We start from the raw sequence: 25,684 nt of genomic DNA on the forward strand, positions 1-25,684 counted from the left end.
CGGCAACCGCATCTTAGGGGGAGAAAACTGTTACCTATGTATCCGGTTCATTCTGTTACCCATCTATCCGCTGGACAGCGGCAGCCGGATGAGGGGCAGCGCTGACCTCCGGATTAGGCCGTCCCACCCCTATTCCAGCCCCTGCCCCTATCCCCGAACATCACATAGCCGCTCTCGGTCACCGCAAGCGTATCTTCCAGCTTGATGAAGCCGCGCGTCGGGTGAAGCATGGTGGTCTCCACCGACAGCACCATGTTTTTCTCCAGCGGTTTGGCCGCGTAGGTGCCTTCATAAGTCACCGGATGGTTGGTCATCAGGAACGGCGCCTCATGCGTGATCAGGCCCATGCCGTGGGCGAAGAAATCCGTGTAGGGCGCGACCTTGGATTTCTTCAGCACGCCCTCGGCGTGGGAAATCATGTCGCCGCCTAGCGTGCCTGCCCTGACCTTCGAGAAGGCCGCCTGCTGCACCGTCTCGACCTCGGCCAGCAGATCTTCCAGCTCGGCGTCCGGTTCGCCTAGAATGCCCATCCTGCAGAGGTCGCCGATATAGCCGTGATAATTGCCGCCGGAATCGATCGACAGCACCTCGCCATTCTTCCACGCCTGGCTTGATGAAGCGCGGTTGTGGCTCGAGCCCAGCGTCAGCAGGCAATATTCGAAATGCGCGCCGCGATTGGTCTCCTCGCGCCGGAGCTGTTCGATCATCTCGGCTTTGGTCGTGCCCTCGTGCGCCCAGGCGATGGTCGCCAGCATGGAATCGGTGATCAGTTCCGAGGCTATGCGCAGCTTTTCGAGCTCGGCGTCGGTCTTGATGGCACGCATGCGCTCCAGCATGTCGGTCGCGTCGATCAGCTTGGCGTCCGGCAGCGCCTTGCGGATCAGCGCATAGGCGTCCGACGGCAGGAAACCGGGCTCGATGCCGATGCGGGCATCGCCCTTGCCGATCTTCCTGACATGCTCGACGGCAAGATTGGCGGCGTCGAGCGTGCCCCAGCAGGCGGCATGCAGCGTCGGCGTCCAGAACGGATGGTTCTGGTGCTCACCGCCCTCCATGCGGTTGCCGATATAGGCCGCATGATCCGGCCCGCCCTTCTCGTATACGACGAATGGCAAGTAGCGGCTGTGGCCGATCGCATCCATGGCCGCGAAGAAGATGAACTTGTAGCCGCCCAGCAGATATTGTGTGTTGTGCTTGGAGGTCGCGAGCAGCACGTCGATGCCAGCCTCCTCCATCAGTCGGTCGACCCTGGCCTGGTGGAACGGGATATTGCTGACAGCACTCTTGCCCGGCGCAACGTTCATCTCTCTCTCTCCCTGAATTGCCCGGGATCGGCGCTGTTTCGCACCCGATCCGCTGGCTCGCGATCAAATCTGCACCATTTTTCTCACTCTGGTCCAGCCAGAAACGTGACGAAGACCGCATTCAGGCGGCACCAAGCCATTATTCGTCCACATATCCGCAAATCTGGTCCTACCAGAAACCTGAATTGAATGAACCTATGCCAAACTGGTCCAGCGGACGGAAATTTCAAAGCCAAGCAATGATGCGCCAATTCCGTCTCTGGCGAAACCCTCGGCAAGGCTCATAATCCCCGCCGCAGGATGCCGATGCACGCGCCGGCGTTCGAGGTCGCGCCTGGTCGGGTCGCGCGGAGAGGACGGAGTTCATGTCAGGTTTCACCATTTCCAGACGCACCATGCTTACGGGCTCGGCAATGCTGCTGGCCTCCACGGCCATGCCGGCACTCGGCTGGGCACAGACACCGAAGAAGGGCGGCCGGCTCGTGCTTGCCGCCGATTCCGAGCCACGCAATCTCAATCCGGCGATCGTCGCCTCCAACGGCGTCTTCTTCATCTCCAGCAAGATCGTCGAGACGCTGGCCGAAGCCTCCTTCGACGGCAAGGACGGGCTCGCGCCACGGCTGGCGGTGAGCTGGGAGGCGGCCGCCGACGGGCTCTCGGCGACGTTCAAGCTGCGCGAAGGCGTCAAATGGCATGACGGCAAGCCATTCACTTCGGCCGACGTCGCCTTCTCGGCGCTGCAGATCTGGAAGCCGCTGCAGAATCTCGGCCGCACCGTGTTCAAGGACCTCAGCGCGGTCGACACACCAGACGATCTGACCGCAGTGTTCAAGTTCGCCAAGCCAACGCCGTTCCAGCTGATCCGAAACGCCTTGCCGGCGTTGTCCAGCGTCGTGCCGAAGCACGTCTACGAAGTCGGCAAGATCGAGGACAACCCCGCCAACAACGCGCCGATCGGTACCGGTCCGTTCAAGTTCGGCGAGTACAAGGCCGGCCAGTATTACCGGCTGACGAAGAACACCGACTACTGGGGCAAGGACGAGCCCTATCTCGATGAGATCATCTATCAGGTCCTGCCCGACCGTACCTCGGCCGCTGCCGCGCTGGAGGCCGAGGAAATCCAGCTCGCGGCTTTCTCCGCCGTGCCGCTGGCCGACCTCGACCGCATTTCCAAGGTTCCCGGCCTGAAGGTCATCACCAAGGGTTATGAGGGGCTGACCTACCAGCTCGTGGTCGAGATCAACCATCGCCGCAAGGAACTGGCCAACCTCAAGGTGCGCCAAGCCATCGCGCATGCCATCGACAAGGACTTCGTCGTCAAGACGGTGTTCCTCGGCTATGCCGCCACCGCCACCGGCCCGGTGCCGAAGAACGATCCGCAATTCTACACCGCGGACGTGCCGACCTATGCTTTCGATGTCGCCAAGGCCAACGCCCTGCTCGACGAAGCCGGCTATAAGAAAGGCGCCGATGGCAACCGCTTCTCGCTCAAGCTCTTGCCCGCCCCCTATTTCAACGAAACAAAACAGTTCGGCGACTATCTGCGCCAGGCGCTCGCGGCAATAGGCATCGATGCGCAACTGGTCAACAACGACTCTGCCGCGCACATTAAGGCGGTCTACACCGACCACGCCTTCGACCTCGCGGTCGGCCCGCCGGTCTTCCGCGGCGACCCGGCGATCTCGACCACCATCCTGGTGCAGAGCGGCATCCCCGATGGCGTGCCGTTCTCCAACCAGGGCGGCTACAAAAACCCTGCGCTCGACGCGCTGATCACCAAGGCCTCGGAAACGCTGGACACAGCGGCGCGCACCGACCTCTACAAGGAGTTCCAGAAGCAAGTCGCCGCGGACCTGCCCCTGATCAACGTCGCTGAATGGAGTTTTATCAGTGTGGCCAGTGACAAGCTCGGCAACATCGCCAACAACCCGCGCTGGGCGGTTTCGAACTGGGCGGACACGTATTTGGAATCGTGACACACTCACGCGGATGAGAGTTCGCGAGAGAATGGGAGCTTGGGCAAAAGCCGAGTTCCTTCACACCCCCCTCTGTCCTGCCGGACATCTCCCCCGCAAGGGGGGAGATCAGCAGCTTGTCCGCCTCGCCAATTCCGCAACGTCGGCGATTGGCGAAACCGTTGATTATAGCCAATCTCCCCCCTTGCGGGGGAGATGTCCGGCAGGACAGAGGGGGGTGCCTAGGCTCGGCATTTCTTATAGCCAGCCGCGCGCCAAACCTCCAAGGCGCGCATGACCCGCGCCCTCATCCTCCTCCGCCGCCGCCTCGTCGGCAGCATCTTTGTACTGTTGATCGTCGTCGTCGGCACCTTCCTTTTGCTCGAAGCTGCCCAGGGCGACGCAGTCGACGCCTACATCGTCTCGACCGGCGGGGACGCCGGCATGATCGAGCTGTTGCGCCACCGCTGGGGCCTTGACCAGTCGGAGCTGACGCGGCTCGCCAACTACCTCTGGGCATTGCTGCATCTCGATCTCGGCCAGTCCGTCACCTTCTCCAGGCCGATCCGCGACGTCATCCTCGAACGCCTCCCGACCACGCTCGTCCTGATGGTCAGCGCCACCGCGCTCTCCTTCGGCCTCGGCTCGGCGCTCGGCATCTATGCCGGCGCAAGGCCCGGCCGTTTGCGCGACCGTTTTCTCTCCGTCTCCTCGCTGGCGCTCTACGCGGTGCCCGGCTTCTGGCTCGGGCTGGTGCTGATCCTAGTCTTCGCCGTCGAGCTGCGCTGGTTGCCGATCGGCGGTGTCGAGACCCTGGCCTCGGACAAGACCGGTCTCGACCGCTCCGCCGACATCGCCATCCATCTGGCGTTGCCGGTTTGCGCACTCGGCTTCATCTATCTGGCGCTCTATCTGCGCATGATGCGCGCCGGCATGGCCGAGGTCTGGCGCCAGGATTTCGTGCTGGCCGCCCGCGCCAGGGGGCTATCGCGCCGCTGCATCGTGCTCGCCCATGTCGCCCGCAACGCACTGCTGCCGCTGATCACCATGCTCGGTCTGCAATCGGCGCAGATGCTGGGCGGCAGCATCGTCATCGAGAGTGTCTTTGCCATGCCCGGCCTCGGCCGGCTGGCGCAGGAAGCGGTGGCCGCGCGCGACACCCCCTTGCTGCTTGGCATCATCCTCACAAGCGCCGTCCTCGTCATCCTCATCAACCTGCTCGTCGACATTGCCTATGCCTTTCTCGATCCACGCGTCGGCGCCAGCGAGGCGGGCGCATGAACCGCCTGCGCCGTTTCCTGCGCACGCCCGAAGCGGTTGCCGGCACCATCCTTCTGACGGTGCTGTTCGCCATGGCGCTGTCAGCCTCGCTACTGTTTCCCGGGGACCCACAGGCCATTGCCGGCCCCGCGCTGCTGCCGCCATTCCAGGATTGGTCGCTGCCGCTCGGCACCGACCGGCTCGGCCGCGACGTACTGGCCGAATTGTTCCACGGCGCCCGCACCTCGCTGGCTGTCGGCCTCGCCGCGGCCGCCGCGGCCCTTGTCATCGGCGCGGTCGTCGGGACGCTGGCCGGCTTTGCCGGCGGCCTCGTCGACGAGGTGCTGATGCGCATCACCGACGCGTTCCAGACCGTGCCTGGTTTCCTGCTGGCGCTGGCCTTCGTCAGCGTGGTTGGCCCGTCGCTCGGCGTCGTCGTCGTGGCGATAGCACTCGGCACCTGGACGGGGCCGGCGCGCATTGCGCGCGCGGAAGTGTTGTCGATCCGCGAGCGCGACTATGTCGCCGGTGCCCGCGTCATCGGCATGCATCCACTGGAGATCGCCTTTCGCGAAGTGCTGCCCAACGCCTTACCGCCGGTGCTGGCGATGTCATCGGTGATCGTAGCCGCCGCGATCCTCACCGAAGCGGCATTGTCGTTCCTTGGCCTCGGCGATCCCAACCGCGTCACCTGGGGCGGCATGATCGCGGAAGGCCGCACTGTCTTGCGCACCGCGCCCTTCCTGTCGATCGTCCCGGGCATTGCGCTGGTGCTGACGGTATTGGGTGTCTATCTCGCTGGCGAAGGCATCGTCGAGACGACGGCCGTACGCAGGGGCCTGTCATGACGGTGCTGGCGTCGATCCGCGATCTGGCGGTGACCTACCGCCGCGACGGCAGCGAAGTCGCGGCGCTGAAGAACATTACTCTCGATGTCCAGGCAGGTGAACGGCTGGCGATTATCGGTGAAAGCGGATCGGGCAAGAGCACGCTGGCGCTGGCAATCGCAGGGTTGTTGCCGCAGTCTGCCAGGATTGGCGGCGGCATCGAATGGTTCTCCCTTTCATCGTTAGGTGCCAAGGCGCCCCCCTCTACGGGGGGCGTCGCAGGGCGCAGGGGCCAAAAGTCTGCCTTCAAGCCAAACCATACCCCCCTCGGCGGCCGCGACATCGGCTTCGTGTTCCAGGACCCATCCGCCAGCCTCGACCCGGTAATGACCGTCGGCAAACAGATCGCGGAAGTGGTGCGCACCCATTTCGGCCTCGGCTGGCCAGCATCTTACACCAGGGCAAAGACACTGCTCGAACGCGTCCGCCTGCCCGATCCGGACTCCGCACTGCGCGCCTTCCCGCACCAGCTTTCCGGCGGTCAGAAGCAGCGTGTGGCGATTGCAGCCGCGATTGCAGCCGGGCCGAAACTGCTGATCGCCGACGAGGCGACCAGCGCGCTCGACACCATCGTGCAGGCCGAGATCGTCGCGCTGATCCGACAACTGGTGGCCGAGGACGGCATGACGCTGCTCTTCATCAGCCACGACATAGCGCTCGCCGCCGAGCTTGCCGAACGCATCGGCGTATTTCGTCATGGCGACCTGGTCGAACTCGGCGGCACCGGGCAAATCGTCAATGCGCCGACGCAAGCCTATACACGCGCGCTGCTCGACGCCCATATCGGCCTCGACGCCGAGCCCTTGCTGAACCGAAGCAGGCTGAATGCATGAGCCTGCTGACGGTGTCCAATCTCACCAAACGCTATAGTCGCGGCGGCAAGGCACTCGCCGCGGTCGACGATATCTCCTTTCATATCGAGCCCGGCGAAACGCTGGCGCTGGCAGGCCCTTCCGGCAGCGGCAAGTCGACCATCGCGCGGCTGGTGCTGCGACTGATCGAGCCCGATGGCGGACGCCTCGAATTCGAAGGCGATGATTTCCTTGCCTTGCGCGGCGCGCCCTTGCGTGCGCGCCGCGCCCGCCTGCAGATGGTGTTTCAGGATCCGCTCGCCGCCTTCAACCCGCGCGCCACGGTGGCGCGCGTCCTCGACGACCCCTTGCGCATTCATGGCGTCGCCCCACGCTCCGAGCGCCCGCGCCGCATCGCGGCCTTGCTGGAGCGGGTCGGCCTGGCGGCCGATCTCGCGCCGCGCGCCATCCATGAAATCTCCGGCGGTCAGCGGCAGCGCGTGGCGATTGCCCGCGCCATCGCCACCAAGCCGTCGCTGATCGTACTCGACGAAGCGGTGTCGGCACTCGATGTCTCGGTGCGCGGCCAGATCCTCGACCTCCTGCTCGACCTGCAGCGCCAGGAACGGATCGCCTATCTCTTCATTTCACATGACCTCGGCGTCGTCCGGGCGGTCGCCCACCGTGTCATCCTTCTCGATGCCGGACGGACTGCGGAAAGCGGTGATGCCCAAGGCGTCATCGACGCACCGCAATCGGTCGTCGGCAAGGCATTGGTGGCGGCTGCGCCTAGATTGAACAGAAACAGACCATGACCCGGCCTCCGAACAAGATCACACCGAGAGAACCCGCCTATCCGCCGACCATCAGCCGGACGACCTCATCATGGTTGGTCTCGGAAATCCTGCGCTCGCCGGCCTGGACGCCGCGCCGCAGCACGACGATGCGGTCGGAGACGGCAAAGATATCCTGCAGATTATGCGAGATGAAGATCACGCCGCGCCCTTGCGCCTTGAGCTGGTGGATCAGCGAAATCACCTTGCGCTGCTCCGGCACGCCCAATGCCGCCGTCGGTTCGTCCATGATGAGGATCTGCGCGTCCCAGTAGACGGCGCGGCCGATGGCGACGGCCTGGCGCTGGCCACCGGAGAAATTGCTGACCGGGGCGTTCATCCGGCTGACGTGGAAATCCAGCCGCTTCATCGTTTCCCTGGCTGCGTCTGCCATGGCCTTGCGATCGAGTACCGGCAGGAAGCCGAACGCCTTGCGCATCGGTTCACGGCCAAGGAAGATGTTGGCGCCGATCGACAGATTGTCGGCCAGAGCCAGATCTTGGTAGATCGTCTCGATACCCTTTTCGCGCGCCTCCTGCGGCGTCGCGAATGCCACCGGCTGGCCACCGAGCAGGATTTCGCCCCCCGTCGGCTGGAACACGCCCGAGATCGCCTTGATCAGCGTCGTCTTGCCGGCGCCGTTGTCGCCGGCAAGCGCCACCACTTCGCCCGGCCGCACGGCCATGGAGAAATCGCTGAGCGCACGCACGGCGCCGAAATGCTTGGACAGGTTGCGGACTTCGAGCAAGGGGGTGTTCTGGTCGATGCTATTCATCCTGGCGGCCTCCACTGAACCGGCGCTGCGCCTGGTCTATGAGCACGGAAATGATGATGACGACGCCGACGGCGATGAACTGCCAGAACGGCTCGACATTGACGAAGACCAGCCCGTACTGGATCACCGCGATCACCAGCGCGCCGGCGACCGTGCCCAGGATCGTGCCGGAGCCGCCGAACAGGCTGGCGCCGCCGATCACCACAGCAGCTACGCTGTCGAGCAGCAGAGGCTCGCCGGCTTGCGCCGCACCGGCGGTGAAGCGCGCCGCGTAGAGCGCCCCGCCAAGGCCGGCGCACATCGCCGACAGCACATAGAGCCGCAATATGTGGCCCCTGATATCGATGCCGGCGCGCCGCGCCGCCTGCACATTGGCGCCGATGGCATAATTGTGCTGTCCGAACCGCGTCTGGCTGAGCAGATAGTGCATCACGATGACGAAGACGGCAGCGATCATGACCAGATAAGGCACGCCGTAGAACTTGCCGTTGCCGAGCAGCGCGAACCAGGAATTCTGCACCGGCACCGTCGTGCCGCCGGCAAGCAGGAAGGCGACACCGCGCGCGACGCCGAACATGCCGAGCGTACCGATGAACGGCGGCACCCTGAGACGCGAGATCAGCAGACCATTGATGACCCCGGGCAAGCCAGCGACGATCACGGCGGCGAGAATGCCCGCCAACATGGCCAGCGGCAAGGGAATGGCGGCGCCCGCCAGATTGGTGGCATGCGCGGCAACGACGGCGGCAAGCCCCATGATGAAGCCGAGCGACAGGTCGATGCCGCCCGAAATGATGACGAAGGTCTGTCCGGTCGCCAGCAGCAGCGGAGCTATCGCGAAGATCGCGATGGATTGCAGATTGAACGGGTTGAGCACGAACGTCGCGCCGAAGGCGAACCTCGACCATATCTCGAAACAGATGATCAGGCCGGCGAGGAACAGCCAGGCGCGCCCTTCGGCGATGCGTCCGATCAGGGTCCTGGCCGGATCGCCATGATCGGCCTGGGGGGCGACATGCTTCTCGGCCGACTGGGCTGGTGATGTCGAGGTCATGAGTACTCCGCGGCGCGGCTGCCTTCAAACAGGCCCCGCCTTTTGCGGGACCCGGCACGAACTCCCCCCGGCGAACCGGGGGGAGCCAAGCTCGTCTGGACCTACTCGGAGTAGAGATACTTCGAGATCTTCGGGTCCGCGATGTTGGACTTGTCCATGATCGTGAAGCCGGTGCCGATCGTGACCGGGATCGACTGGCCGGTCAGATGGGCATAGGCCGAAACGACCCCGAAATAACCGATCTCGGCGGGATGCTGGGCGATTGCCACATCCACCAGGCCGGTGTTGATGTTGTCGACGATGCTGGTCGGCGCGTCGAAGGCAACGACTTTGACGGTTCCCGTCTGGCCCGCCTGCTTGACGCCGTTGGCGGCACCCAGTGCCGAGAACAGGTTGGCGCCGAACACGCCGACGAGATCGGGATTGCGCGCGAAGACGGCCTGCAGCTGCGAGGCCGCCTTGTTGGCGTCGTCGTCATTGAATTGGGTCTCCAGCACGGTGATGCCCGTATGCTTGGCCATCTCCTTCTTGAAACCCTCTTCGCGCTGGTCGGTGGTCGAAATGCCCGGCTTGACGTTCGACACGTAGACCTTGCCCTTGTCGCCGATGGCGGCGGCTAGCGCGCGCGCGGCGATCTCGCCACCCAGCACATTGTCCGAGGCAATGTAGGCCAGCGGGAAATCGGCATCGCCGGCACCCGTCTGGTAGACGCCGCTGCCGATGAACGTATCGACTGTTATGACCGGGATGCCGGCGTCATTGGCCTTGCGCAGCGGCTCCACCAGCTGAACCTTGTCGGTCGGCGCGATCAAGATCGCGTCCGGCTTCTTGGCGATGACCGCGTCGAGCACCGGCACCTGGGTGACCGGGTTGAAGTCCGGAGCACCTTGGAAGACCAGATTCACGCCGAGCGCGTCGGCGGCTGCCTGGGCACCCTTGCGCATGGTGATGTAAAAACCGTCGGTGGTGAGGCCCGGAATGAGCGCAATGGTGTATTTCTTGTCCTGCGCCTGCGCGGGCGCCATCAGCACCGTCGCGCTGACGGCAAGCGCCGCGAGCGCGGCAACGATCTTCTTCATGACATCCTCCTCATTGTTAGCAGTTCTGCCGTTTTCGGTGACATTGGAATGGCCGTCATCCGCGCGGAGGCAGGATGCCGACGGCCGGGAACGCCTGTTGCCTTTCGCGGGCAGCTCCTCCCAAGCGCCCTCCAGTCTAAATGTCAGCCGGTCCAGCCGACCGGCACAATCGCCGTACTCGCTTTCCTCGCCTCCGCAAGGTCAGGGAACCACCGCGCCCGGCATGCCTGCACGTCGGGTCCGCATTTTGTAACACTTTGCAGAAATAAATTGCAACTCGGTTTTTCCGAGGCCGCAACGCCGGCTTTTTCCAGACACCATATGACTGTTCCTCGGAGCCCCGGCGAACTATCGTCCCGACTCTCCGGCGACACAATCGATTTCGCAACGACTTCTCTCCGTGCGACAGCGCGGCATCAGTCCGGCATATCCGCCGCTATCGCGTTGCAAGAACCGCGAGGATAGCCTGCGCCGTCTTGGTATCCGTTACCAGCGCGTTGATCAGCCGGGCGCGAGCGGCGCCAATAATGGCCGTCGCTTTTTCCGGCGAGGCGGCGACGCCGATAACCAACGGCACGGCGCGAAGCTGCGCCGGCGACATGGCGATCATCCGGCTCTCCCCTTCCCAGGCGATCAGCGCGCCTTCCGGATCGAAGTAATGACGCAGCACGTCGCCAGCCGCATGGACCAGCGCCTGCTCGGTCGGCGTCGCGGCACTCGCCTCGGGGGGGTTGATGGCGTGCGGCAGGCCAATGCCGACGATCGCCACATCGGTCCTCTCCCACAGCGCGACGGCATCGCGGATGGTGGCGTCTCCGAGGAAGACCTCACGCAGCTCGCTCGACGGCAGATAGGGAGCGTGGATGAAGTGCGGTGTGCCGCCGAACTCCTCCGCGGCAAGCCGCACGAATTCGTTGACCTGGAAATGCGCCGCGTGCTGCTGCATGCCGCCGGTTGCGGCCACCGTCAGCACGCCCGGCATACGCGGCAGGCCGGCTCGAATGACCTCGCGCACGGCGCGCCCCCAGCCGATCGCGACGACGGAACCGGCCACCAGGTGTGCCTGCCTGAGCAAAGCGCCGAGCGGGGCGGAAAGCGCCGTCAGCGCGCCCGCCGCCGGCGTCTCGACGACGGCGGCGTCCCGCAATTTCAATCCATCGACCAGTTGCCTGGTGATATCCTCGGGCGTCACCAGGTCGATGACCTCGATGCGCACGATGCCCTCCGCTCGCGCCCGCTGCAGCAGGCGCGAAATCGTCGCGGTGGAGACACCGAGCTGCCGCGCTATATCGACCTGCGACATCTCTTCCACATAGTGCAGCTTGGCAACCGTGTGCAGCATCGTGCGCGATGCGGTCGCGTCCTGGACGGAGGGAACAGACAGGTTGCAATTCCTTTCAGCAACGTGTTACACACGTATACGCCGATGGGAGTTATCGCGCAAATCCGGCGAACTCGCAACTTTGAGGGCCACGCCGGCAAGGCTGCTTATCCCAGCGGCCGGCGATGCATCAGGCGGCGAAATCTTCCTGCCGGCAGGCGGGCAAACTGACCATTGTTCCACGGGATCAGCGCCGTCGGCGCGCCAACATCGGACAGAAGAAAACCATGACGAAGATGACCACCGCGGAACTGCGCGGCTACCAGCAGATATGCGGCAAGGATGGAGCCATGGTGGCCATCGCCTGCGACCAGCGCGGCGGCATGCGCACCTTGCTGGCGTCGGACCCCGAGGACCAGGCCAGGATCACCAACGACATGCTCGGCGACACCAAGGCCGACATCACGCGCTACCTCGCAAGTGCGGCCTCCTGTGTACTGCTCGACCCGCTCTGCGCGGTACCGCGGGTTGTGGACGAGGGCGTGCTGAACCGGGATACCGCACTCCTCATCGGCCTCGACGCGTCCGGTTTCGACGTCTCGCCGGAAGGCTACCGCCTGTCGCGGCTGGTTCCCGGCATCGATGCGCGGCGAGTGCGCGAACTCGGCGGCACGGGTGGCAAGATCATGGTCTATCTGCGGGCCGACAAGCCGCAAGCCAACGAACACAACATCGCCATCCTGCGCCAATGCATCGCCGATTTCGGCAAGGAGGACTTGCTGCTCGTCGTCGAATTCCTGACCTACCAGCTCGAAGGGGAAAGCCCCGAGGACTATGCGGCCAAGACGCCCTGGCTGGTAGAGGAAGGTACGAGGATTTCGCTGGAATGCGGCGCAAAGGTGCTGAAGCTTCCCTACCCCGGAACGCCGGAAGCCTGCGCCACCATCACGGAAATGGCCGGCGAAGTGCCGTGGGCCGTACTTTCGGCTGGCGTCAACCACGCCACCTTCCTCGGCCAGGTCGAGATCGCCATGCAGAATGGCGCCTCCGGTGTGATCGCCGGCCGTTCGCTGTGGAAGGACTGCATCTCGCTCGATCGTGACATTCAGCGCGAAAGGCTTGAGACCATCGCGGTGCCGCGACTGCGCGAGATCCAGGCGGTGATCGGGCACTATCGGCAGAAGGCCGCCGCCTGATATCCTGTTGGATCACCGGCACGTGCAGGATGTCATGCCACAAAAATCGATGGCCATAGGGATCGATATCGGCGGCACCAATTTGCGTGCCGCCCGCATCTCGGGCAAAGGTGAAATCCTCAAACGTCTTTCCGAGAAGAGCGCGCCCGACCCGGAGCTGGTGCTTGGCCGCATCGCCGACATGGTGCGCGTTCTCGATACGCCTGATGTGGCGGCCATCGGCGTCGGTGTTCCCGGCCGCGTCGACGCGCGCCGCGGCGCGGTCCTGTCGGGAGGCTATGTCAACCTCGCCTCGGTCGCGCTCGCGCAGCGGCTGGAAAGCATGACCGGCAAGCCTGTCATCCTCGACAATGACTGCAACATGGCGCTGGCCGCCGAGATGGCGCTTGGCGCCGGCCAGGGCCACGACAACATCGCCATGTTCACCATCGGCACCGGCATTGGCGGCGCCGTCGTCCAGAACCGACGGATCATGCGCGGCCGGGCAACGGCGGGGCAACTTGGCCACATCACCGTCGACGTCAACGGCGAGGTCTGCGCCTGCGGGCGGCGCGGCTGTGTCGAAACCACCAGTTCCGGCACGGCACTTGGCCGCCATATCGCGCGCGCCGGCTTGGGCCCCGACGTTTCGGTCGACCAGCTCTTTGCCCGCGACGCGGCCGGCGATATCAAGGCGCGCGGCATACTGGAAGCCTGGGCAAGACCGCTGCGCGCGGCGATCGATACCACCGTCGCCATGTTCGACCCCGATCTCATCCTGCTTGGCGGTGGGCTTGGCCTGGCGGCACACAGAGCGCTCGACCACGCGCCGGCATTGGCGCCGTGGTACCAATGCCCGGTAGCGCCGGCGCAGCTCGGCGACGATGCCGGTGTGATCGGCGCCGCGCTCCAGGCGCTTTCGGCGCCGACATCGCTTGCCGTTCAGCCTGGCCGCGCCAGACGCGCCGTGCTCGTCAACGGCATCCCGGCCAGCGGCAAGAGCACGGTGTCGCGCGGCATCGCCGATCGCATGGGATGGCCGCTGCTTGCGCTCGACACGATCAAGAACCCATTCCTCGAAGTGCTCGGCGGCGCCGACCGCGAATTCAATCGCACGCTGGGCCGCGCCAGCTACCAGGCAATCTGGTCGGTGGTCGGCGACGCTCCGGCCGGCAGCACCTTCATCGTCGATGCCTGGTTCGGCTTCCAGCCGCGGCAAGTGCTCGAAGATCATCTGCGCAAGGCCGGCGTCGAACACACCGTCGAAATCTGGTGCCACGCCCCCGGCGAGGTTCTGGCCGAACGCTATGGCGCCCGGCTCGGTCAGCGTCTCCCCGGCCATCCCGGCGCTGCCTACATCCCTGAACTGATTGAACTGGCCAAGCGCGCCGAACCGCTGCGGCGCGGGCCGCTGTTCGACGTCGATACGACGCAGCCGATCGACTTCGATGCCATCGCCGCATGGCTGCGCGCGACCTTGGCCAGCGACGCCTGAGCCGCTGCCGGTGCCGGTTACGCCGGCGGCAGCCGAAGCGTCGTGCGGGCGATCTGCCAGGCGGATTCGACATGCCGCCGCGCCGCCGCTTCGGCCGCGTCGGGCTTGCGCGATCTGATGGCATCCATGATCTCGGTCATCTCGGCAATCGCCGGTACGCGTCGGTTTTCCGAGAGAATGGTCATGGAGCGCAGCTGGTTGATGCGTACATTGAGCCCGGTCACGATCTCCCAGGCGACGCGCTTGTCGGCCGCGTCGAAAAGCACTTCGTAAAACTTTGTCGTCGCCCGCATCACCTCGGCCGGCTTGCCGGATGCCCAGGCTTCGAAAAGATCGGCGAGCGCACTGTCGAGCAGGGTCAGTTGCGCATTCGTCGCGGACATGGCGCAGGCACGCGCGGCTATGCCTTCGAGCAGGGCCCTGAGCTCATAGATCTCGTCGGTGCGGCCAAGGTCCGGCTTGGCCACCGCCGGCCCGTGCCCTGGTATCATCTGCACCAGGCCTTCGGCCTCTAGCTGCCGCAAGACCTCGCGCACGACCGAACGGCTGACGCCGAGCTGGTCGCAAAGCGGCCGCTCGACCAGCCTTTCGCCGGGCTGGAAATGGAAATCCATGATCGCCTCGCGCATGCGCTCCAGTGCCAGCGTTCTCAAGGTCTTGGCGCTGCGATCGATGCGAAGCGTGTCGTCTGACATGGGCGGTCTCCTGCCTCGCCACGAAAACAGATTCCATGGCCGGTTGACAAGTTACTTGGCGCTCCATAGCATGGTATACCATAAGATGATATGGCATCGACGACCGAGGATTTCATGCAGCCCGTCATTCGCAAGATCGTCACCTACACCGAGAACACGCTGATCGAAGGCGACAAGGCAGCGCCTCGGCCGCTCCGCCTCATCGGCGTCGCGGCGGTGCTTACCAATCCGTGGGCCGGACGCGGCTTCACCGAGGATCTGTCGCCCGAAATCCGCGCCTGTGCGCCCGTGCTGGGAGAGACACTGACCCGTGAAATCATCGCCATCGCCGGTTCGGGCGACGCCATCGAGGGCTATGGCAAGGCCGCCATCTGCGGCACGTCGGGCGAGATCGAACACGCTTCGGCACTGATCCACACGCTGCATTTCGGCAATCACTACCGCCGCGCGGTCGCCGCAAAGACCTATCTTGCCTTCACCAATCTGCGCGGTGGCCCGAACACGCCCATCATGATCCCGCTGATGGACAAGAACGACGAGGGTCGGCGCTCGCACTACCTGACGGTGCATTTCCAGATCGGCGACGCGCCGGCGCCGGACGAGTTGGTGGTGGCGCTCGGCGCCTCGATCGGCGGCCGGCCGCACCATCGTATTGGCGACCGCTACCAGGACCTCAAGGAAGTGGGCGACCTGCATGGCTGACGCACCCGCATCGGCATGGGCTCGACAGGATACGGCGCCTGATGGCACCGGCTTCATCCGAGCCGGCTCGGGCGCGCCGGTGCTGTTCATCCATGGTGTCGGCATGAACGCCGCGATCTGGCAGCCGCAGATCGAACGGATGGCCGGCAAATGGGATGTGATCGCCATCGACATGCTCGGCCATGGCCGGTCGCCGCTGCCGCCACCGAGCCCGGAACTGGCCGACTATGCCGATCAGGCCATTCGCCTGCTCGATCACCTCGGCCTCGACAAGGTGTCGGTCGTCGGTCACTCGATGGGCGCGCTCGTCGCCCAGGAGCTTGCGTTGCGGGCACCCCAGCGCGTGCGCGGCATCGTATCGATGAATGCCGTGTTCCGCCGCCCACCAGAATTGGCCGAGGCCGTCCGTCAGCGCGCGGCCGCCCTCACCGGCCGGGGCGACGCGGCTGGCACGGCACAGACCATCACCCGCTGGTTCGGAGATCCAGTGCCGGCCGAGCTCGAGGCGGCGGCAAGCAAGACCGCATCCGCGCTTGGCGCGGTCGACCCGGAAGGCTACGCCCGCACCTATCGCCTGTTCGCCCGCGCCGACGGCGACCACGCCGAGCGCCTGCAAACGCTTGCCGTGCCGGTCCTGTTCATGACCGGGTCCGAGGACAGGAACTCCTCGCCGGCAATGTCGGCCGCCATGGCGCGGCTGGCGCCGCATGGCCGCTGCATCGTGCTTGCCGGCGAACGGCACATGATGGCGGTGGCCGCACCGGACCTCACCACACGCCGCATCGTCGACTTCCTCGAAGCGGCGGGGCAAGGGGATGGGATGGTGACTTCCGGTTTCGATAGCGGCGACTTCCGCCGCGCACTCGGCTCCTTCCTTACCGGCGTCACCATCGTCACCACGATCGGGCCCGACGGCGAGCCGCGCGGCTTCACAGCCAACTCTTTCACCTCGGTGTCGCTCGATCCGCCGCTGGTACTCGTCTGCGTCGCCCATAAGGCCTTGGGCCATCCCGTCTTCGCCACCTCTAAGAGCTTCGCCATCAACATCCTCAACGAGGATCAGAAGGCGGCATCCGGCATCTTCGCCTCGAAAGCGGCCGACAAGTTCGCCTCCGTGGCCTGGCGCCCGGGACAGACCGGCAGTCCGTTGCTGGACGGCTCGGTCGCGTCCTTCGACTGCGACATGGAGCGGTTGGTCGACGCGGGCGACCATTCGATTCTTATCGGCCGCGTACGCGATTTCGAGCACAACTCCTCGCAGCCTCTCGGCTACTGCCGCGGCGCCTATATCGCACCCGGCCTCAGCCAGGAGGCGCTTGCCGCCACCCAGCCCGGCACCGATGTCGGCGCCATCCTCGAAAATGGCGGCAGGGTCCTGTTCCTGGAAACGGCTGATGGCTTCGAACTGCCGCGCGGCCGGGGATTGGGCTCGGCCGGCGATGCCAAAAGTCTCCGGGGCCTGCTTGCCGCCAAGGCTATCGAGGCCCAGCTCGGCTTCCTCTTCGCCGTCTGGGACGACGCTGGCAATTCGGCGCGCACGCATGTCTATTATCGCGGCACGTTCGACGTGCCCGCCTCCAGCGATCGTGGCATCCGGCTGGTCGACATCGACTCGATCGGCGACTTGAAGATCGTCGATCCGGCGGTTCGCTCGATGCTTGCCCGCTATGTCAGGGAATGCACGCAGGACGCCTTTGGCGTCTATGTCGGCAATGAGAGGGAAGGCGAAGTCAGGCCGCTAGGCAAAGCGCCTATGTCCGCTGCCTCCTATACAGGTGACCACAGATGAAGTTCTCGCTCTTCGTGCATATGGAACGGTCGGATCTCGCCAAGCCGCATTCGGAGCTGGTGAGCGAGCTCGAGGAATTGGTCCTGCAAGCGGAGCAGGCCGGCTTCGAGACGGCCTGGATCGGCGAGCATCACGGCATGGAATTCACCATCTCGCCGAACCCGTTCATCAACATCGCTTATCTGGCGGCCAAAACGAGCCGCATCCGTCTCGGCACGGGCACGATCGTTGCGCCGTTCTGGCATCCGATCAAGCTTGCCGGCGAAGCGGCGATGGCCGACGTCATCAGCGGCGGCCGGCTCGACATCGGCATCGCGCGCGGCGCCTACAGTTACGAATATCAACGTCTCTTCCCCGGTCTCGACGCCTGGGGCGCCGGCCAGCGCATGCGCGAAATGGTGCCGGCGATCCGTGGCCTATGGGACGGCGACTTCGAACTCTCCGGCGAGTTCTGGTCGTTCCCGCCGACCACCTCCTCGCCCAAGCCCTTGCAGAAACCCTATCCGCCGATCTGGGTGGCGGCGCGCGACCCGAACTCGCACGATTTTGCCGTCGCCAACGGATGCAAGATCCAGGTGACGCCGCTAGCTTCAGGCGACGACGAGGTGTCGAGCCTGATGCAGCGCTTCAACGCCGCTTGCGACGCACATCCGGACATCGCCCGGCCGGAAATCATGCTCTTGATGCACACATTCGTCGCCGAGGACGCGGCCGATGCCGACCGCCTAGCCCGGGACCTGTCGAGTTTCTACTGCCAGTTCGGCGCCTGGTTCCAGAACAAGAAGCCGGTGCATCAAGGCGTATTGGAGCCGCTCACAGAGGATGAGATCGCCGCGATGCCGCAATATGCGCCAGACAAGATCCGACAGAACCTGGTGATCGGCGAAGCGGACGAAGTCATTGCCCGGCTGAATGCCTATGAGGCGCTTGGCTACGACCAGTATTCGATCTGGATCGACAGCGGGCTCTCGCACGAACGCAAGAAGAAATCGCTGCAACTGTTCATCGACCGGGTGATGCCGGCCTTCCTCTGATAGCGAGCCCATGACCGACGCTCTTTTCAGGAACTACATCGACGGCCGCTTCGACGAGCCGTCCGCGACCTTCGACAGCGTAGATCCGTCGACGGGTACGCCGTGGGCCAGGATGCCGGCGGCGAGCGAAGCCGATGTCGACCGCGCCGTCGAAGCGGCGCACCGGGCGCTGCGGTCCGACGCGTGGCGAAAGACGACCGCCACCGCGCGCGGCAAACTGCTGGTCAAGCTCGGTGACCTCGTCGCCGCCAATGCCGGACGTCTCGCCGAACTCGAGACGCGCGACACCGGCAAGATCATTCGCGAGACCCGCGCCCAGATCGCCTATGTCGGGGACTACTACCGCTATTATGGCGGGCTCGCCGACAAGCATGAAGGCGCGCATGTGCCGATCGACAAGGCGGACCTCGACGTCACCATCCGCCGCGAGCCGATCGGCGTCGTTGCCGCGGTCGTGCCATGGAATTCGCAGCTCTTCCTCTCCGCCGTCAAGCTCGGCCCGGCGCTGGCCGCCGGCTGCACGGTCGTGCTCAAGGCCTCCGAGGACGGCCCGGCGCCGTTGCTCGCCTTCGCCGAGCTCGTCCAGCAGGCCGGCTTTCCCGAAGGCACCGTCAACATTCTCACCGGCTTCGGCCAGGATTGCGGCCGCCGCCTGACCAGCCACCCGCTGGTCTCGCGCGTCGCCTTCACCGGCGGCCCGTCCACGGCGCGTGCGATCGTCAGGAACACGGCGGAAAATCTCGCCTATACGACGCTCGAACTCGGCGGCAAGAGCCCGGTCGTGGTCTTCGCCGACGCCGATCTCGACAGCGCCGCCAATGCGGTGGTCGCCGGCATTTTCGCCGCGACCGGCCAGAGCTGCGTCGCCGGCTCGCGCCTGCTGGTCGAAGGTTCGGTGAAGGACGAGTTCCTCGCCCGGCTGAAGCGCAAGGCCGAGGCGATCAGGATCGGCGATCCGCGGGACCCGGCCACCGAAATGGGTCCGCTCGCCACGCAACGGCAGCGCGACTGGATCGAGAAGATCGTCGTGGAAAGCCTCGACAAGGGCGGCAAGCTTATCACCGGTGGGACACGTCCCGGCGGCCCCGGTTTCTACTACGCGCCGACCATCGTCGATGCCGGCAGCACCGATCTGCCCTGCGTGCGCGAGGAATTGTTCGGGCCTGTGCTCAGCGTGCTTGCCTTCGACACCGAGGCTGAAGCGCTGGCGCTCGCCAACGACACGCCCTTCGGGCTGGCTTCCGGCGTGTTCACCAGCAATCTCGGCAAGGCGCACCGCATGGCGCGCGACATCCATGCCGGCGTGGTCTGGGTCAACACCTATCGAGCCGTGTCGCCGCTTGTTCCCTTTGGCGGTTACGGCCATTCCGGGCTCGGTCGCGAGGGCGGACTCGATGCCATCAGAGATTACACGCGCTCGAAATCCGTCTGGATCAAGACGTCGGACGAGCCGATCCCCGATCCCTTCGTCATGCGCTGAGGGAGCGCAGGACAAAGGTGCACTGAGAAAAACAAGAACAGACCAACAGAGGAGAATAAAATGAAACTGATTTTGACCGGCATTCTGGCCGGACTGCTCGCGGCGACCGCCGCCAAGGCCGATGAAATGGCGTTCACCAGTTGGGGCGGCACCACGCAGGAAGCACAGACCAAATCCTGGGCAGCGCCCTTCGAAGCAAGCTCCGGCATCAAGATCCTCCAGGACGGGCCGACCGACTATGGCAAGCTCAAGGCCATGGTCGACGCTGGCAACGTCACCTGGGATGTCGTCGACGTGGAGATGGACTTCGCCATCAAGGCCGCCAAGGATGGCCTGCTGGAGCCTATCGACTATGCGGTCGTGCCCAAGGCCGATCTCGACCCGCGCTTCAGCAACGAGCATGCCGTCGGGAGCTTCTACTATTCCTTCGTGCTTGCCTGGAACAAGGGCACGGTCTCCGGTGAACCGGCGAGTTGGGCCGACATGTTCGACACCAAGAAGTTCCCCGGCAAACGGACCTTCTACAAATGGTCGGCGCCGGGCGTCATCGAGATCGCGCTGCTCGCCGACGGCGTGCCGGCGGACAAGCTCTATCCGCTCGACCTCGACCGTGCCTTCAAGAAGCTCGACACCATCAAGTCTGATATTGTCTGGTGGGGCGGTGGCGCGGAGTCGCAGCAGCTGATCGCCTCCGGCGAGGCTGCCTTCGGCCAGCTCTGGAACGGCCGCGTCTTCGCGCTGCAGCAGGACGGAACCGATGTCGGTGTCTGCTGGAACCAGAACCTCACCGCCGCCGACGTTCTGGTCGTACCGAAAGGGGCGAAGAACAAGGATAGCGCCATGAAGTTCCTGGCCGCTGCCACCAGCCCGGCCGGCCAGGCGAAATTCGCCGAGGCCAGCGGCTATGCGCCGATCAATACCAAGGCCAAGGCCGAGATGCCGGCCGATGCGGTCAAGGCCTTGCCCGACGCTCATGTCGACGGCCAGATCAACCTCGACATGAACTACTGGGCCGAGCATCGCGACGAGATCGCCACGCGCTGGTACGCCTGGCAGACCAAGTAGCGCCACAGGAACCGGCGGGGCGCGGAAACCGCGCCCCGTTCGGGCAACGGGAACCGGCCGATGCAACGAAATTCTCTCAAACGCGGCGCCATTGCCGGCCTGCCGGCCGGCAGCGGTGGTGCCTTGCCGGCCCTGGTTCTGGTCGGCCTGTTCTTCATCGTGCCGGTCGTCGCCCTTTTGCTGCGCAGCGTCACCGATCCCGAGCCCGGTCTGCAGAACTACGCCGCGCTGCTCGGCAGCGGCACCTATGCCCGGGTTTTCCTGAACACCTTCCTGGTCGCCGCCGTCGTCACCGCCGTCACCATCGTGGTGGCGTTTCCGGTCGCCTGGATGCTGGCGATCATGCCGCCGGCCTTCGGCTCGCTGGTTTTCGGCGTCATCATCCTGTCGATGTGGACCAACCTGCTCACCCGCACCTATGCCTGGATGGTATTGCTGCAACGCACGGGGGTGATCAACAGGACGCTGATGGGCCTGGGCATCATCCAGGAGCCCCTGCCGCTGATCAACAACCTCACCGGCGTCACCATCGGCATGGTCTACATCATGCTGCCCTTCATGATCCTGCCGCTGGTCGGCACGCTGCGTGCCATCGACCCGATGACGCTGCGCGCCGCCGCTCTTTGCGGGGCAACCCCGTACCAGGCTTTCCGCCGCATCCTGTTGCCACTGTCGCTTCCCGGCATCACCGCCGGCGGGCTGATGGTCTTCGTCATGTCGCTTGGCTATTACGTCACGCCTGCCCTGCTCGGCGGCACGTCCAACATGATGCTGGCCGAGATGATCGCCCAGACGGTGCAGTCGCTGCTCAACTGGGGGCTCGGCAGTGCCGCCGCCTTCGTGCTCCTGGTCGTCACCATGGCGCTCTACGCGCTCCAGCTTCGTCTGGTCGGCGCCAAGCGCCCCGCAGGAGGGCTCTGACATGCTGCTCGACTATGACAGGCTCGGATGGTTGCGCGTGGCGCTTGCCGGCTTCACCGCGCTGGTCGCGGCTTTTCTGCTGCTGCCGGTGGTCTTCATCGTGCTCTTGTCGTTCGGCTCCTCGCGCTGGCTGGCCTTTCCGCCGCCCGGCTGGACGCTGAAATGGTACGAGCAGTTATTGGCCGACCCGACCTGGATCGATGCCGCGCTGACCAGCGCAAAAATCGCCGCCATGGCCGCCATCCTCGCCGTCGTCATCGGGCTGTTCGCGTCCTTCGCTTTGGTCCGGGGTGAATTTCGCGGGCGGCAGATCCTGCGCGGGTTGCTGCTGACGCCCATGGTGCTGCCGGTGGTGGTGTTCGCCATCGCCGTCTACGCTTTCTTCCTGCGCATCGGGCTAGCCGGTACCACGATCGGCTTCGTCATCGCGCACACCGTCCTGGCACTGCCCTTCGCCATCATTCCGATCACCGCCGCGCTCGAGGCTTTCGACAAGTCCATCGAGGACGCGGCCATCGTCTGCGGCGCCAGCCCGCTGCAGGCACGTCTGCGGATCACCTTGCCCTCGATCCGGATCGGTATCTTCTCTGCGGCGATCTTTTCCTTCCTCGCCTCATGGGACGAGGTCGTGGTGGCGATCTTCATGGCGAGCCCGACCTTGCAGACCTTGCCGGTGAAGATCTGGGGCAGTTTGCGCGCCGACCTCAGTCCAGTCGTCGCCGCCGCCTCCAGCCTGCTCGTCGGCCTGACCTTGTGCCTGATGATCGTGACCGCACTCCTTCGCAGAAAATTATCGAGATGACCCGGCCATTCCTGTCCATACGCGCGGTGAGAAAGACGTTCGGCGCCTTCGTCGCCGTCCACGATGTCACCATCGATGTGCCCAAGGGCGAATTCCTGACCTTCCTCGGGCCGTCCGGCTCCGGCAAGTCGACGACGCTCTACGCGATTGCCGGTTTCCAGGACCCGTCCTCCGGCGACGTCCTGCTGGAGGACAAGTCGCTGCTTTCAGTGCCGTCGCACAAGCGCAACATCGGCATGGTCTTCCAGCGCTACACGCTGTTTCCGCATCTGAGCGTTGCCGAGAACGTCGCCTTTCCACTACGTGTACGCGGCCGCCCCGACGCCGAAGTGAAAGGGAAAGTCGCCGACATGCTGGCGCTGGTGCGGCTGGAGAATTTCGCCGGCCGCTATCCCGGCGCGCTGTCGGGCGGCCAGCAACAGCGCGTGGCGCTTGCCCGCGCGCTCGCCTACGATCCGCCGATTCTGCTGATGGACGAGCCGCTGTCGGCGCTCGACAAGAAACTGCGCCAGGAGATCCAGGCCGAGATCCGCCGCATCCACCGCGAGACCGGCGTCACCATCCTCTATGTCACCCACGATCAGGAAGAGGCGCTCCACCTGTCGGATCGCATCGCCCTGTTCAAGGAGGGGCGCATCGAACAGATTGGTACCGGCGAGGACCTTTATCTCAGGCCGGCCAGCGAGTTCGTCGCCGGCTTCATCGGCAACTCGAATTTCCTGCCCGCCGAGCATCTGGAAACCGCCAATGGCGCATCGACCGTGCGCCTGGCCGACGGTTCGGTCGTGAGTGGCGTTAAGACCACACAGGCCTTCGATCGCGGCCAGAAGGCCCGCCTGATGGTGCGCCCCGAAGCGTTCCGGCTCACGCCTGGGCCGGCGAGCGCAGCACTTGCCGTCGAAATCATCGATACCGCCTTCTTCGGCGACCGCAAGCGCGTCGTGGCGCGAACCGCCGGCGGCGATGAGATCGATGTCAGGCCGACTTCGGATGCGGTGGAACCCGATAGCGCGGATTGCGCCACGGGCAGGCGGATATTTTTCGATCCAGCTTCCGCCTTCCTGTTTCCAGCCTGAAGCCTGCCCTTGAAACCACAGCGGCGATTCCGCCGGCGGCCCGCACGACCAGGCCTGTCGCCCGTAACGCCGGGCCATGAGCACGAAATCACCGCCAGCCTCGCAGCCGGCATCAATCAGTAGCCGACGGTGAAGCGCTGCCTGACATGCGTCGGCTTCTCGATCAAGACGGCAAACCCACAAAATGCACGGCGTTCAGATCATTGCCGCACCGTCACTACGGGCGCCGGTGTCGCGCGAGCGGCTTCGTCCTCGGAGCTGGAAGGGGACCGTCCGCTTCTGGAGAGCGATGGCAGGAAAGCGAACTTACGTCTGATTTGGAGAAATGCCGCTACGGTTCAAATCGTCCAGCCGTCCGGGAAGATGCAGATGGGCACAATTTTCACGCTATGGCCACCTGCGAGACCCTATAGCTTGCCTGCGGGATATTCTGAAATTCAGGCGACTTTCTCCACCTCGGAAGCGCCGCGGCGTGACATGAGTTTCTCGACTTCAATCATATGTTCCGTTCCCCAGGCGCAGAGTGGCTTCAAGGCTCCGGCAAGGGTCAGGCCAAACGCAGTGAGGGAATACTCGACTTTCGGCGGAATTTCCTTGAAGTCGAGCCGGTCGACGATCCCATCAGCCTCCAGTTCCTTGAGTTGCTGGATGAGCATCTTGTCACTGACATTGCCGATGGCGCGCCTCAGGTCACCATAGCGTCGGGCTTCGTGAGCAAGGTGGAACAGGATCAAAGGCTTCCACTTGCCACCGATGACAGCCAACGCAGCGTCCAGCCCGCAGATAAAGCTAGGTGTCGCCATTTCGTATGCTCCAATTAGTTCTTGCTAAAATGTCACTTACCAAAATGTGCATACTGGAAGAAAGAAAAGCAAGCCTCTAGATCGAAGCGGTCATCATTTTCTAGGAGATCGAGATGGGCAGGCTTGAAGGTAAAATCGTCGTCATAACTGGCGGCAACAGTGGCATCGGTCTGGCTACCGCCAAACGATTTGTGGCGGAAGGCGCAGAAATTTTTATTACCGGCCGTCGTCAGGAGGAACTGGACAGGGCGGTCGAAGAGATCGGCTCCGCAGTGACAGCGATGCACGGCGACGTTTCGCGTCTGGATGATCTTGATCGGCTGTTTGCGGCAGTGCGTGCAAAGAGCGGACGAATAGACGTTCTGTTCGCCAATGCGGGGCTCGGAAAGCTGGCTCCGCTTGGCGCCATCGATGAAGCGTCATTCGATTTGACGTTCGACGTCAACGTCAAAGGCACGCTCTTCACGGTGCAGAAGGCGCTGCCGCTTATGCGGGCCGGTGGATCCATCATCCTCACCGGCTCGACCACCGGCTCGACGGGAACGCCTGCATTCAGCGTCTACAGCGCGACCAAGGCTGCAATCCGCAATTTCGCCCGAAGCTGGGCGCTGGACCTGAAGGGGGCAGGCATCCGTGTGAACGTGCTCTCTCCCGGCGCCACTGAGACACCCGGCCTCAAGGGTCTAGCAGAGGCTGGAGAGGAGGATGCCTTGCTGAAGGGCCTTGCCATGCAGATACCGCTCGGCCGTGTCGGGCACCCCGAGGAGACTGCGGCTGTGGCGCTCTTCCTTGCCTCGGACGAAAGCAGCTTCATGACCGGTAGTGAGGTCTTCGTTGACGGCGGAGCCGCACAAGTTTGACGGCCCATCGAACCTCGGCCCCGAGCTTCCTTGCTTGGGGCCTTTTCGGCGAGCGCGCGGGAAACACCGATTCTGCGATCCAATAATCTGCGGCACGCTCTGTTTCACTGCAGCGTGATGCCAGACCGGGCGGGACTCGAACGCGTCTGCGCGTCCGAGAAGCCCGCGACATCGACGCCGAATTGCGCGTCGCTGGAAACCCGTTTCAATTCTGCCCGGGCAACGCCGCTTTCCTTTTCGGCGATGTCGACACAGACTTACTCGAAGTCCTGATCGTGAACTGCTTCGAGCGGCAGCTGTACTGTGTTGGGGGCCGGAGGGACCGTGCGGAGGCCTTCATTTGGCTCCGCCTTGGTGCTGCCGCGACGCCGCTGCCGAGAAGAAGAACCGCGTTCCTCTCAAACGCAAAAACCGCCCCGGTTAGATCGGGACGGTTATTGATTTATGAAAGAATTGGTTGCGGGGACAGGATTTGAACCTGTGACCTTCAGGTTATGAGCCTGACGAGCTACCGGGCTGCTCCACCCC

At 64.4% G+C, this 25,684-nt stretch carries 23 protein-coding genes; 16 read left to right on the plus strand and 7 right to left on the minus strand.

Annotation, left to right across the window (positions count from 1 at the left end):
- Window positions 1–113 precede the first annotated feature (113 nt).
- The gene (locus LB536_RS29655) at window positions 114–1,304 is read right to left on the minus strand and encodes a M24 family metallopeptidase (protein WP_224598742.1); all 1,191 of its coding nucleotides are present in this window, start codon (window positions 1,302–1,304) and stop codon (window positions 114–116) included.
- A gap of 365 nt (window positions 1,305–1,669) precedes the next feature.
- On the opposite strand from LB536_RS29655, the gene LB536_RS29660 reads away from it, so the two are divergent.
- From LB536_RS29660 to LB536_RS29680, 5 genes are all read left to right on the plus strand, one after another.
- Entirely contained in the window at window positions 1,670–3,280 is a 1,611-nt protein-coding gene (locus LB536_RS29660) for an ABC transporter substrate-binding protein (RefSeq protein ID WP_224598745.1), read from the plus strand.
- Between the two features lie 273 nt (window positions 3,281–3,553).
- Window positions 3,554–4,540: an ABC transporter permease gene (locus LB536_RS29665; RefSeq protein WP_224598748.1), complete on the plus strand. Its 987-nt coding sequence runs from the start codon at window positions 3,554–3,556 to the stop codon at window positions 4,538–4,540.
- Window positions 4,537–5,367 carry an ABC transporter permease gene (locus LB536_RS29670; protein ID WP_224598751.1) on the plus strand — a complete coding sequence of 277 codons (831 nt, stop codon included), beginning with the start codon at window positions 4,537–4,539 and terminating at the stop codon, window positions 5,365–5,367. The genes LB536_RS29665 and LB536_RS29670 overlap by 4 nt, the downstream gene beginning before the upstream one ends.
- On the plus strand, window positions 5,364–6,239 hold the full coding sequence (locus LB536_RS29675) for an ABC transporter ATP-binding protein (RefSeq protein ID WP_224598754.1): 876 nt from the start codon (window positions 5,364–5,366) through the stop codon (window positions 6,237–6,239). The genes LB536_RS29670 and LB536_RS29675 overlap by 4 nt, the downstream gene beginning before the upstream one ends.
- Window positions 6,236–7,012 carry an ATP-binding cassette domain-containing protein gene (locus LB536_RS29680; protein ID WP_224598756.1) on the plus strand — a complete coding sequence of 259 codons (777 nt, stop codon included), beginning with the start codon at window positions 6,236–6,238 and terminating at the stop codon, window positions 7,010–7,012. Before LB536_RS29675 ends, LB536_RS29680 begins: the two co-directional genes overlap by 4 nt.
- A 37-nt stretch (window positions 7,013–7,049) precedes the next feature.
- Here LB536_RS29680 and LB536_RS29685 read toward each other — a convergent pair whose 3' ends face one another.
- The 4 genes from LB536_RS29685 to LB536_RS29700 all read right to left on the minus strand — a co-directional run bounded on the left by LB536_RS29685 (window position 7,050) and on the right by LB536_RS29700 (window position 11,280).
- Window positions 7,050–7,805, minus strand: coding sequence for an ATP-binding cassette domain-containing protein (locus LB536_RS29685; RefSeq protein WP_224598758.1), 756 nt, complete (start codon window positions 7,803–7,805; stop codon window positions 7,050–7,052).
- A complete protein-coding gene (locus tag LB536_RS29690; protein WP_140765356.1) occupies window positions 7,798–8,859 on the minus strand; it encodes an ABC transporter permease subunit in 1,062 nt (353 codons plus the stop codon). The genes LB536_RS29685 and LB536_RS29690 overlap by 8 nt, the downstream gene beginning before the upstream one ends.
- Before the next feature lie 101 nt (window positions 8,860–8,960).
- On the minus strand, window positions 8,961–9,938 hold the full coding sequence (locus tag LB536_RS29695; protein ID WP_140765358.1) for an ABC transporter substrate-binding protein: 978 nt from the start codon (window positions 9,936–9,938) through the stop codon (window positions 8,961–8,963).
- A gap of 436 nt (window positions 9,939–10,374) precedes the next feature.
- Window positions 10,375–11,280, minus strand: a complete 906-nt coding sequence (locus tag LB536_RS29700; RefSeq protein ID WP_140811634.1) for a sugar-binding transcriptional regulator — start codon at window positions 11,278–11,280, stop codon at window positions 10,375–10,377.
- 266 nt (window positions 11,281–11,546) lie between these two features.
- Between LB536_RS29700 and LB536_RS29705 the strand changes: the two genes are divergently transcribed.
- On the plus strand, window positions 11,547–12,455 hold the full coding sequence (locus LB536_RS29705; protein ID WP_140811635.1) for a tagatose-bisphosphate aldolase: 909 nt from the start codon (window positions 11,547–11,549) through the stop codon (window positions 12,453–12,455).
- Window positions 12,456–12,489: 34 nt separating this feature from the next.
- Window positions 12,490–13,929: an ROK family protein gene (locus tag LB536_RS29710; protein WP_140811636.1), complete on the plus strand. Its 1,440-nt coding sequence runs from the start codon at window positions 12,490–12,492 to the stop codon at window positions 13,927–13,929.
- 17 nt (window positions 13,930–13,946) lie between these two features.
- Here the strand turns inward: LB536_RS29710 and LB536_RS29715 are convergent, their stop codons facing one another.
- Complete coding sequence (locus tag LB536_RS29715) at window positions 13,947–14,624, minus strand: GntR family transcriptional regulator (protein ID WP_140811637.1); 678 nt, start codon at window positions 14,622–14,624, stop codon at window positions 13,947–13,949.
- A gap of 114 nt (window positions 14,625–14,738) precedes the next feature.
- On the opposite strand from LB536_RS29715, the gene LB536_RS29720 reads away from it, so the two are divergent.
- The 8 genes from LB536_RS29720 to LB536_RS29755 are packed head-to-tail and all read left to right on the plus strand — an operon-like array spanning window position 14,739 to window position 23,493.
- A complete protein-coding gene (locus tag LB536_RS29720) occupies window positions 14,739–15,326 on the plus strand; it encodes an amino acid synthesis family protein (RefSeq protein WP_224598774.1) in 588 nt (195 codons plus the stop codon).
- Entirely contained in the window at window positions 15,319–17,115 is a 1,797-nt protein-coding gene (locus tag LB536_RS29725) for an alpha/beta fold hydrolase (protein WP_140811638.1), read from the plus strand. The genes LB536_RS29720 and LB536_RS29725 overlap by 8 nt, the downstream gene beginning before the upstream one ends.
- Window positions 17,112–18,149: an LLM class flavin-dependent oxidoreductase gene (locus tag LB536_RS29730; RefSeq protein ID WP_224598760.1), complete on the plus strand. Its 1,038-nt coding sequence runs from the start codon at window positions 17,112–17,114 to the stop codon at window positions 18,147–18,149. Before LB536_RS29725 ends, LB536_RS29730 begins: the two co-directional genes overlap by 4 nt.
- Window positions 18,150–18,159: 10 nt before the next feature.
- Window positions 18,160–19,629, plus strand: a complete 1,470-nt coding sequence (locus LB536_RS29735) for an aldehyde dehydrogenase (RefSeq protein ID WP_140765374.1) — start codon at window positions 18,160–18,162, stop codon at window positions 19,627–19,629.
- 60 nt (window positions 19,630–19,689) lie between these two features.
- Window positions 19,690–20,694, plus strand: a complete 1,005-nt coding sequence (locus LB536_RS29740; protein WP_224598762.1) for an ABC transporter substrate-binding protein — start codon at window positions 19,690–19,692, stop codon at window positions 20,692–20,694.
- Between the two features lie 60 nt (window positions 20,695–20,754).
- Complete coding sequence (locus LB536_RS29745) at window positions 20,755–21,615, plus strand: ABC transporter permease (protein ID WP_224598764.1); 861 nt, start codon at window positions 20,755–20,757, stop codon at window positions 21,613–21,615.
- Window position 21,616: 1 nt separating this feature from the next.
- Complete coding sequence (locus tag LB536_RS29750; RefSeq protein WP_224598766.1) at window positions 21,617–22,417, plus strand: ABC transporter permease; 801 nt, start codon at window positions 21,617–21,619, stop codon at window positions 22,415–22,417.
- On the plus strand, window positions 22,414–23,493 hold the full coding sequence (locus tag LB536_RS29755) for an ABC transporter ATP-binding protein (RefSeq protein WP_224598768.1): 1,080 nt from the start codon (window positions 22,414–22,416) through the stop codon (window positions 23,491–23,493). Before LB536_RS29750 ends, LB536_RS29755 begins: the two co-directional genes overlap by 4 nt.
- Window positions 23,494–23,930: 437 nt before the next feature.
- Here the strand turns inward: LB536_RS29755 and LB536_RS29760 are convergent, their stop codons facing one another.
- The gene (locus tag LB536_RS29760; protein WP_224598770.1) at window positions 23,931–24,296 is read right to left on the minus strand and encodes a winged helix-turn-helix transcriptional regulator; all 366 of its coding nucleotides are present in this window, start codon (window positions 24,294–24,296) and stop codon (window positions 23,931–23,933) included.
- A 113-nt stretch (window positions 24,297–24,409) separates the two neighbouring features.
- On the opposite strand from LB536_RS29760, the gene LB536_RS29765 reads away from it, so the two are divergent.
- Complete coding sequence (locus tag LB536_RS29765) at window positions 24,410–25,156, plus strand: SDR family NAD(P)-dependent oxidoreductase (RefSeq protein ID WP_224598772.1); 747 nt, start codon at window positions 24,410–24,412, stop codon at window positions 25,154–25,156.
- Window positions 25,157–25,684: the final 528 nt, after the last annotated feature.

Source organism: Mesorhizobium sp. ES1-3 (assembly GCF_020164795.1).
In the GTDB taxonomy this organism is placed as follows: Bacteria; Pseudomonadota; Alphaproteobacteria; order Rhizobiales; family Rhizobiaceae; genus Mesorhizobium.

What these genes read in the sequence shown, in the direction of transcription:
- LB536_RS29655 (WP_224598742.1), bottom strand. Translation starts at nt 1,304, where the DNA reads ATGAACGTTGCGCCGGGCAAGAGTGCTGTCAGCAATATCCCGTTCCAC.
- LB536_RS29660 (WP_224598745.1), top strand. Translation starts at nt 1,670, where the DNA reads ATGTCAGGTTTCACCATTTCCAGACGCACCATGCTTACGGGCTCGGCA.
- LB536_RS29665 (WP_224598748.1), top strand. Translation starts at nt 3,554, where the DNA reads ATGACCCGCGCCCTCATCCTCCTCCGCCGCCGCCTCGTCGGCAGCATC.
- LB536_RS29670 (WP_224598751.1), top strand. Translation starts at nt 4,537, where the DNA reads ATGAACCGCCTGCGCCGTTTCCTGCGCACGCCCGAAGCGGTTGCCGGC.
- LB536_RS29675 (WP_224598754.1), top strand. Translation starts at nt 5,364, where the DNA reads ATGACGGTGCTGGCGTCGATCCGCGATCTGGCGGTGACCTACCGCCGC.
- LB536_RS29680 (WP_224598756.1), top strand. Translation starts at nt 6,236, where the DNA reads ATGAGCCTGCTGACGGTGTCCAATCTCACCAAACGCTATAGTCGCGGC.
- LB536_RS29685 (WP_224598758.1), bottom strand. Translation starts at nt 7,805, where the DNA reads ATGAATAGCATCGACCAGAACACCCCCTTGCTCGAAGTCCGCAACCTG.
- LB536_RS29690 (WP_140765356.1), bottom strand. Translation starts at nt 8,859, where the DNA reads ATGACCTCGACATCACCAGCCCAGTCGGCCGAGAAGCATGTCGCCCCC.
- LB536_RS29695 (WP_140765358.1), bottom strand. Translation starts at nt 9,938, where the DNA reads ATGAAGAAGATCGTTGCCGCGCTCGCGGCGCTTGCCGTCAGCGCGACG.
- LB536_RS29700 (WP_140811634.1), bottom strand. Translation starts at nt 11,280, where the DNA reads ATGCTGCACACGGTTGCCAAGCTGCACTATGTGGAAGAGATGTCGCAG.
- LB536_RS29705 (WP_140811635.1), top strand. Translation starts at nt 11,547, where the DNA reads ATGACGAAGATGACCACCGCGGAACTGCGCGGCTACCAGCAGATATGC.
- LB536_RS29710 (WP_140811636.1), top strand. Translation starts at nt 12,490, where the DNA reads ATGCCACAAAAATCGATGGCCATAGGGATCGATATCGGCGGCACCAAT.
- LB536_RS29715 (WP_140811637.1), bottom strand. Translation starts at nt 14,624, where the DNA reads ATGTCAGACGACACGCTTCGCATCGATCGCAGCGCCAAGACCTTGAGA.
- LB536_RS29720 (WP_224598774.1), top strand. Translation starts at nt 14,739, where the DNA reads ATGCAGCCCGTCATTCGCAAGATCGTCACCTACACCGAGAACACGCTG.
- LB536_RS29725 (WP_140811638.1), top strand. Translation starts at nt 15,319, where the DNA reads ATGGCTGACGCACCCGCATCGGCATGGGCTCGACAGGATACGGCGCCT.
- LB536_RS29730 (WP_224598760.1), top strand. Translation starts at nt 17,112, where the DNA reads ATGAAGTTCTCGCTCTTCGTGCATATGGAACGGTCGGATCTCGCCAAG.
- LB536_RS29735 (WP_140765374.1), top strand. Translation starts at nt 18,160, where the DNA reads ATGACCGACGCTCTTTTCAGGAACTACATCGACGGCCGCTTCGACGAG.
- LB536_RS29740 (WP_224598762.1), top strand. Translation starts at nt 19,690, where the DNA reads ATGAAACTGATTTTGACCGGCATTCTGGCCGGACTGCTCGCGGCGACC.
- LB536_RS29745 (WP_224598764.1), top strand. Translation starts at nt 20,755, where the DNA reads ATGCAACGAAATTCTCTCAAACGCGGCGCCATTGCCGGCCTGCCGGCC.
- LB536_RS29750 (WP_224598766.1), top strand. Translation starts at nt 21,617, where the DNA reads ATGCTGCTCGACTATGACAGGCTCGGATGGTTGCGCGTGGCGCTTGCC.
- LB536_RS29755 (WP_224598768.1), top strand. Translation starts at nt 22,414, where the DNA reads ATGACCCGGCCATTCCTGTCCATACGCGCGGTGAGAAAGACGTTCGGC.
- LB536_RS29760 (WP_224598770.1), bottom strand. Translation starts at nt 24,296, where the DNA reads ATGGCGACACCTAGCTTTATCTGCGGGCTGGACGCTGCGTTGGCTGTC.
- LB536_RS29765 (WP_224598772.1), top strand. Translation starts at nt 24,410, where the DNA reads ATGGGCAGGCTTGAAGGTAAAATCGTCGTCATAACTGGCGGCAACAGT.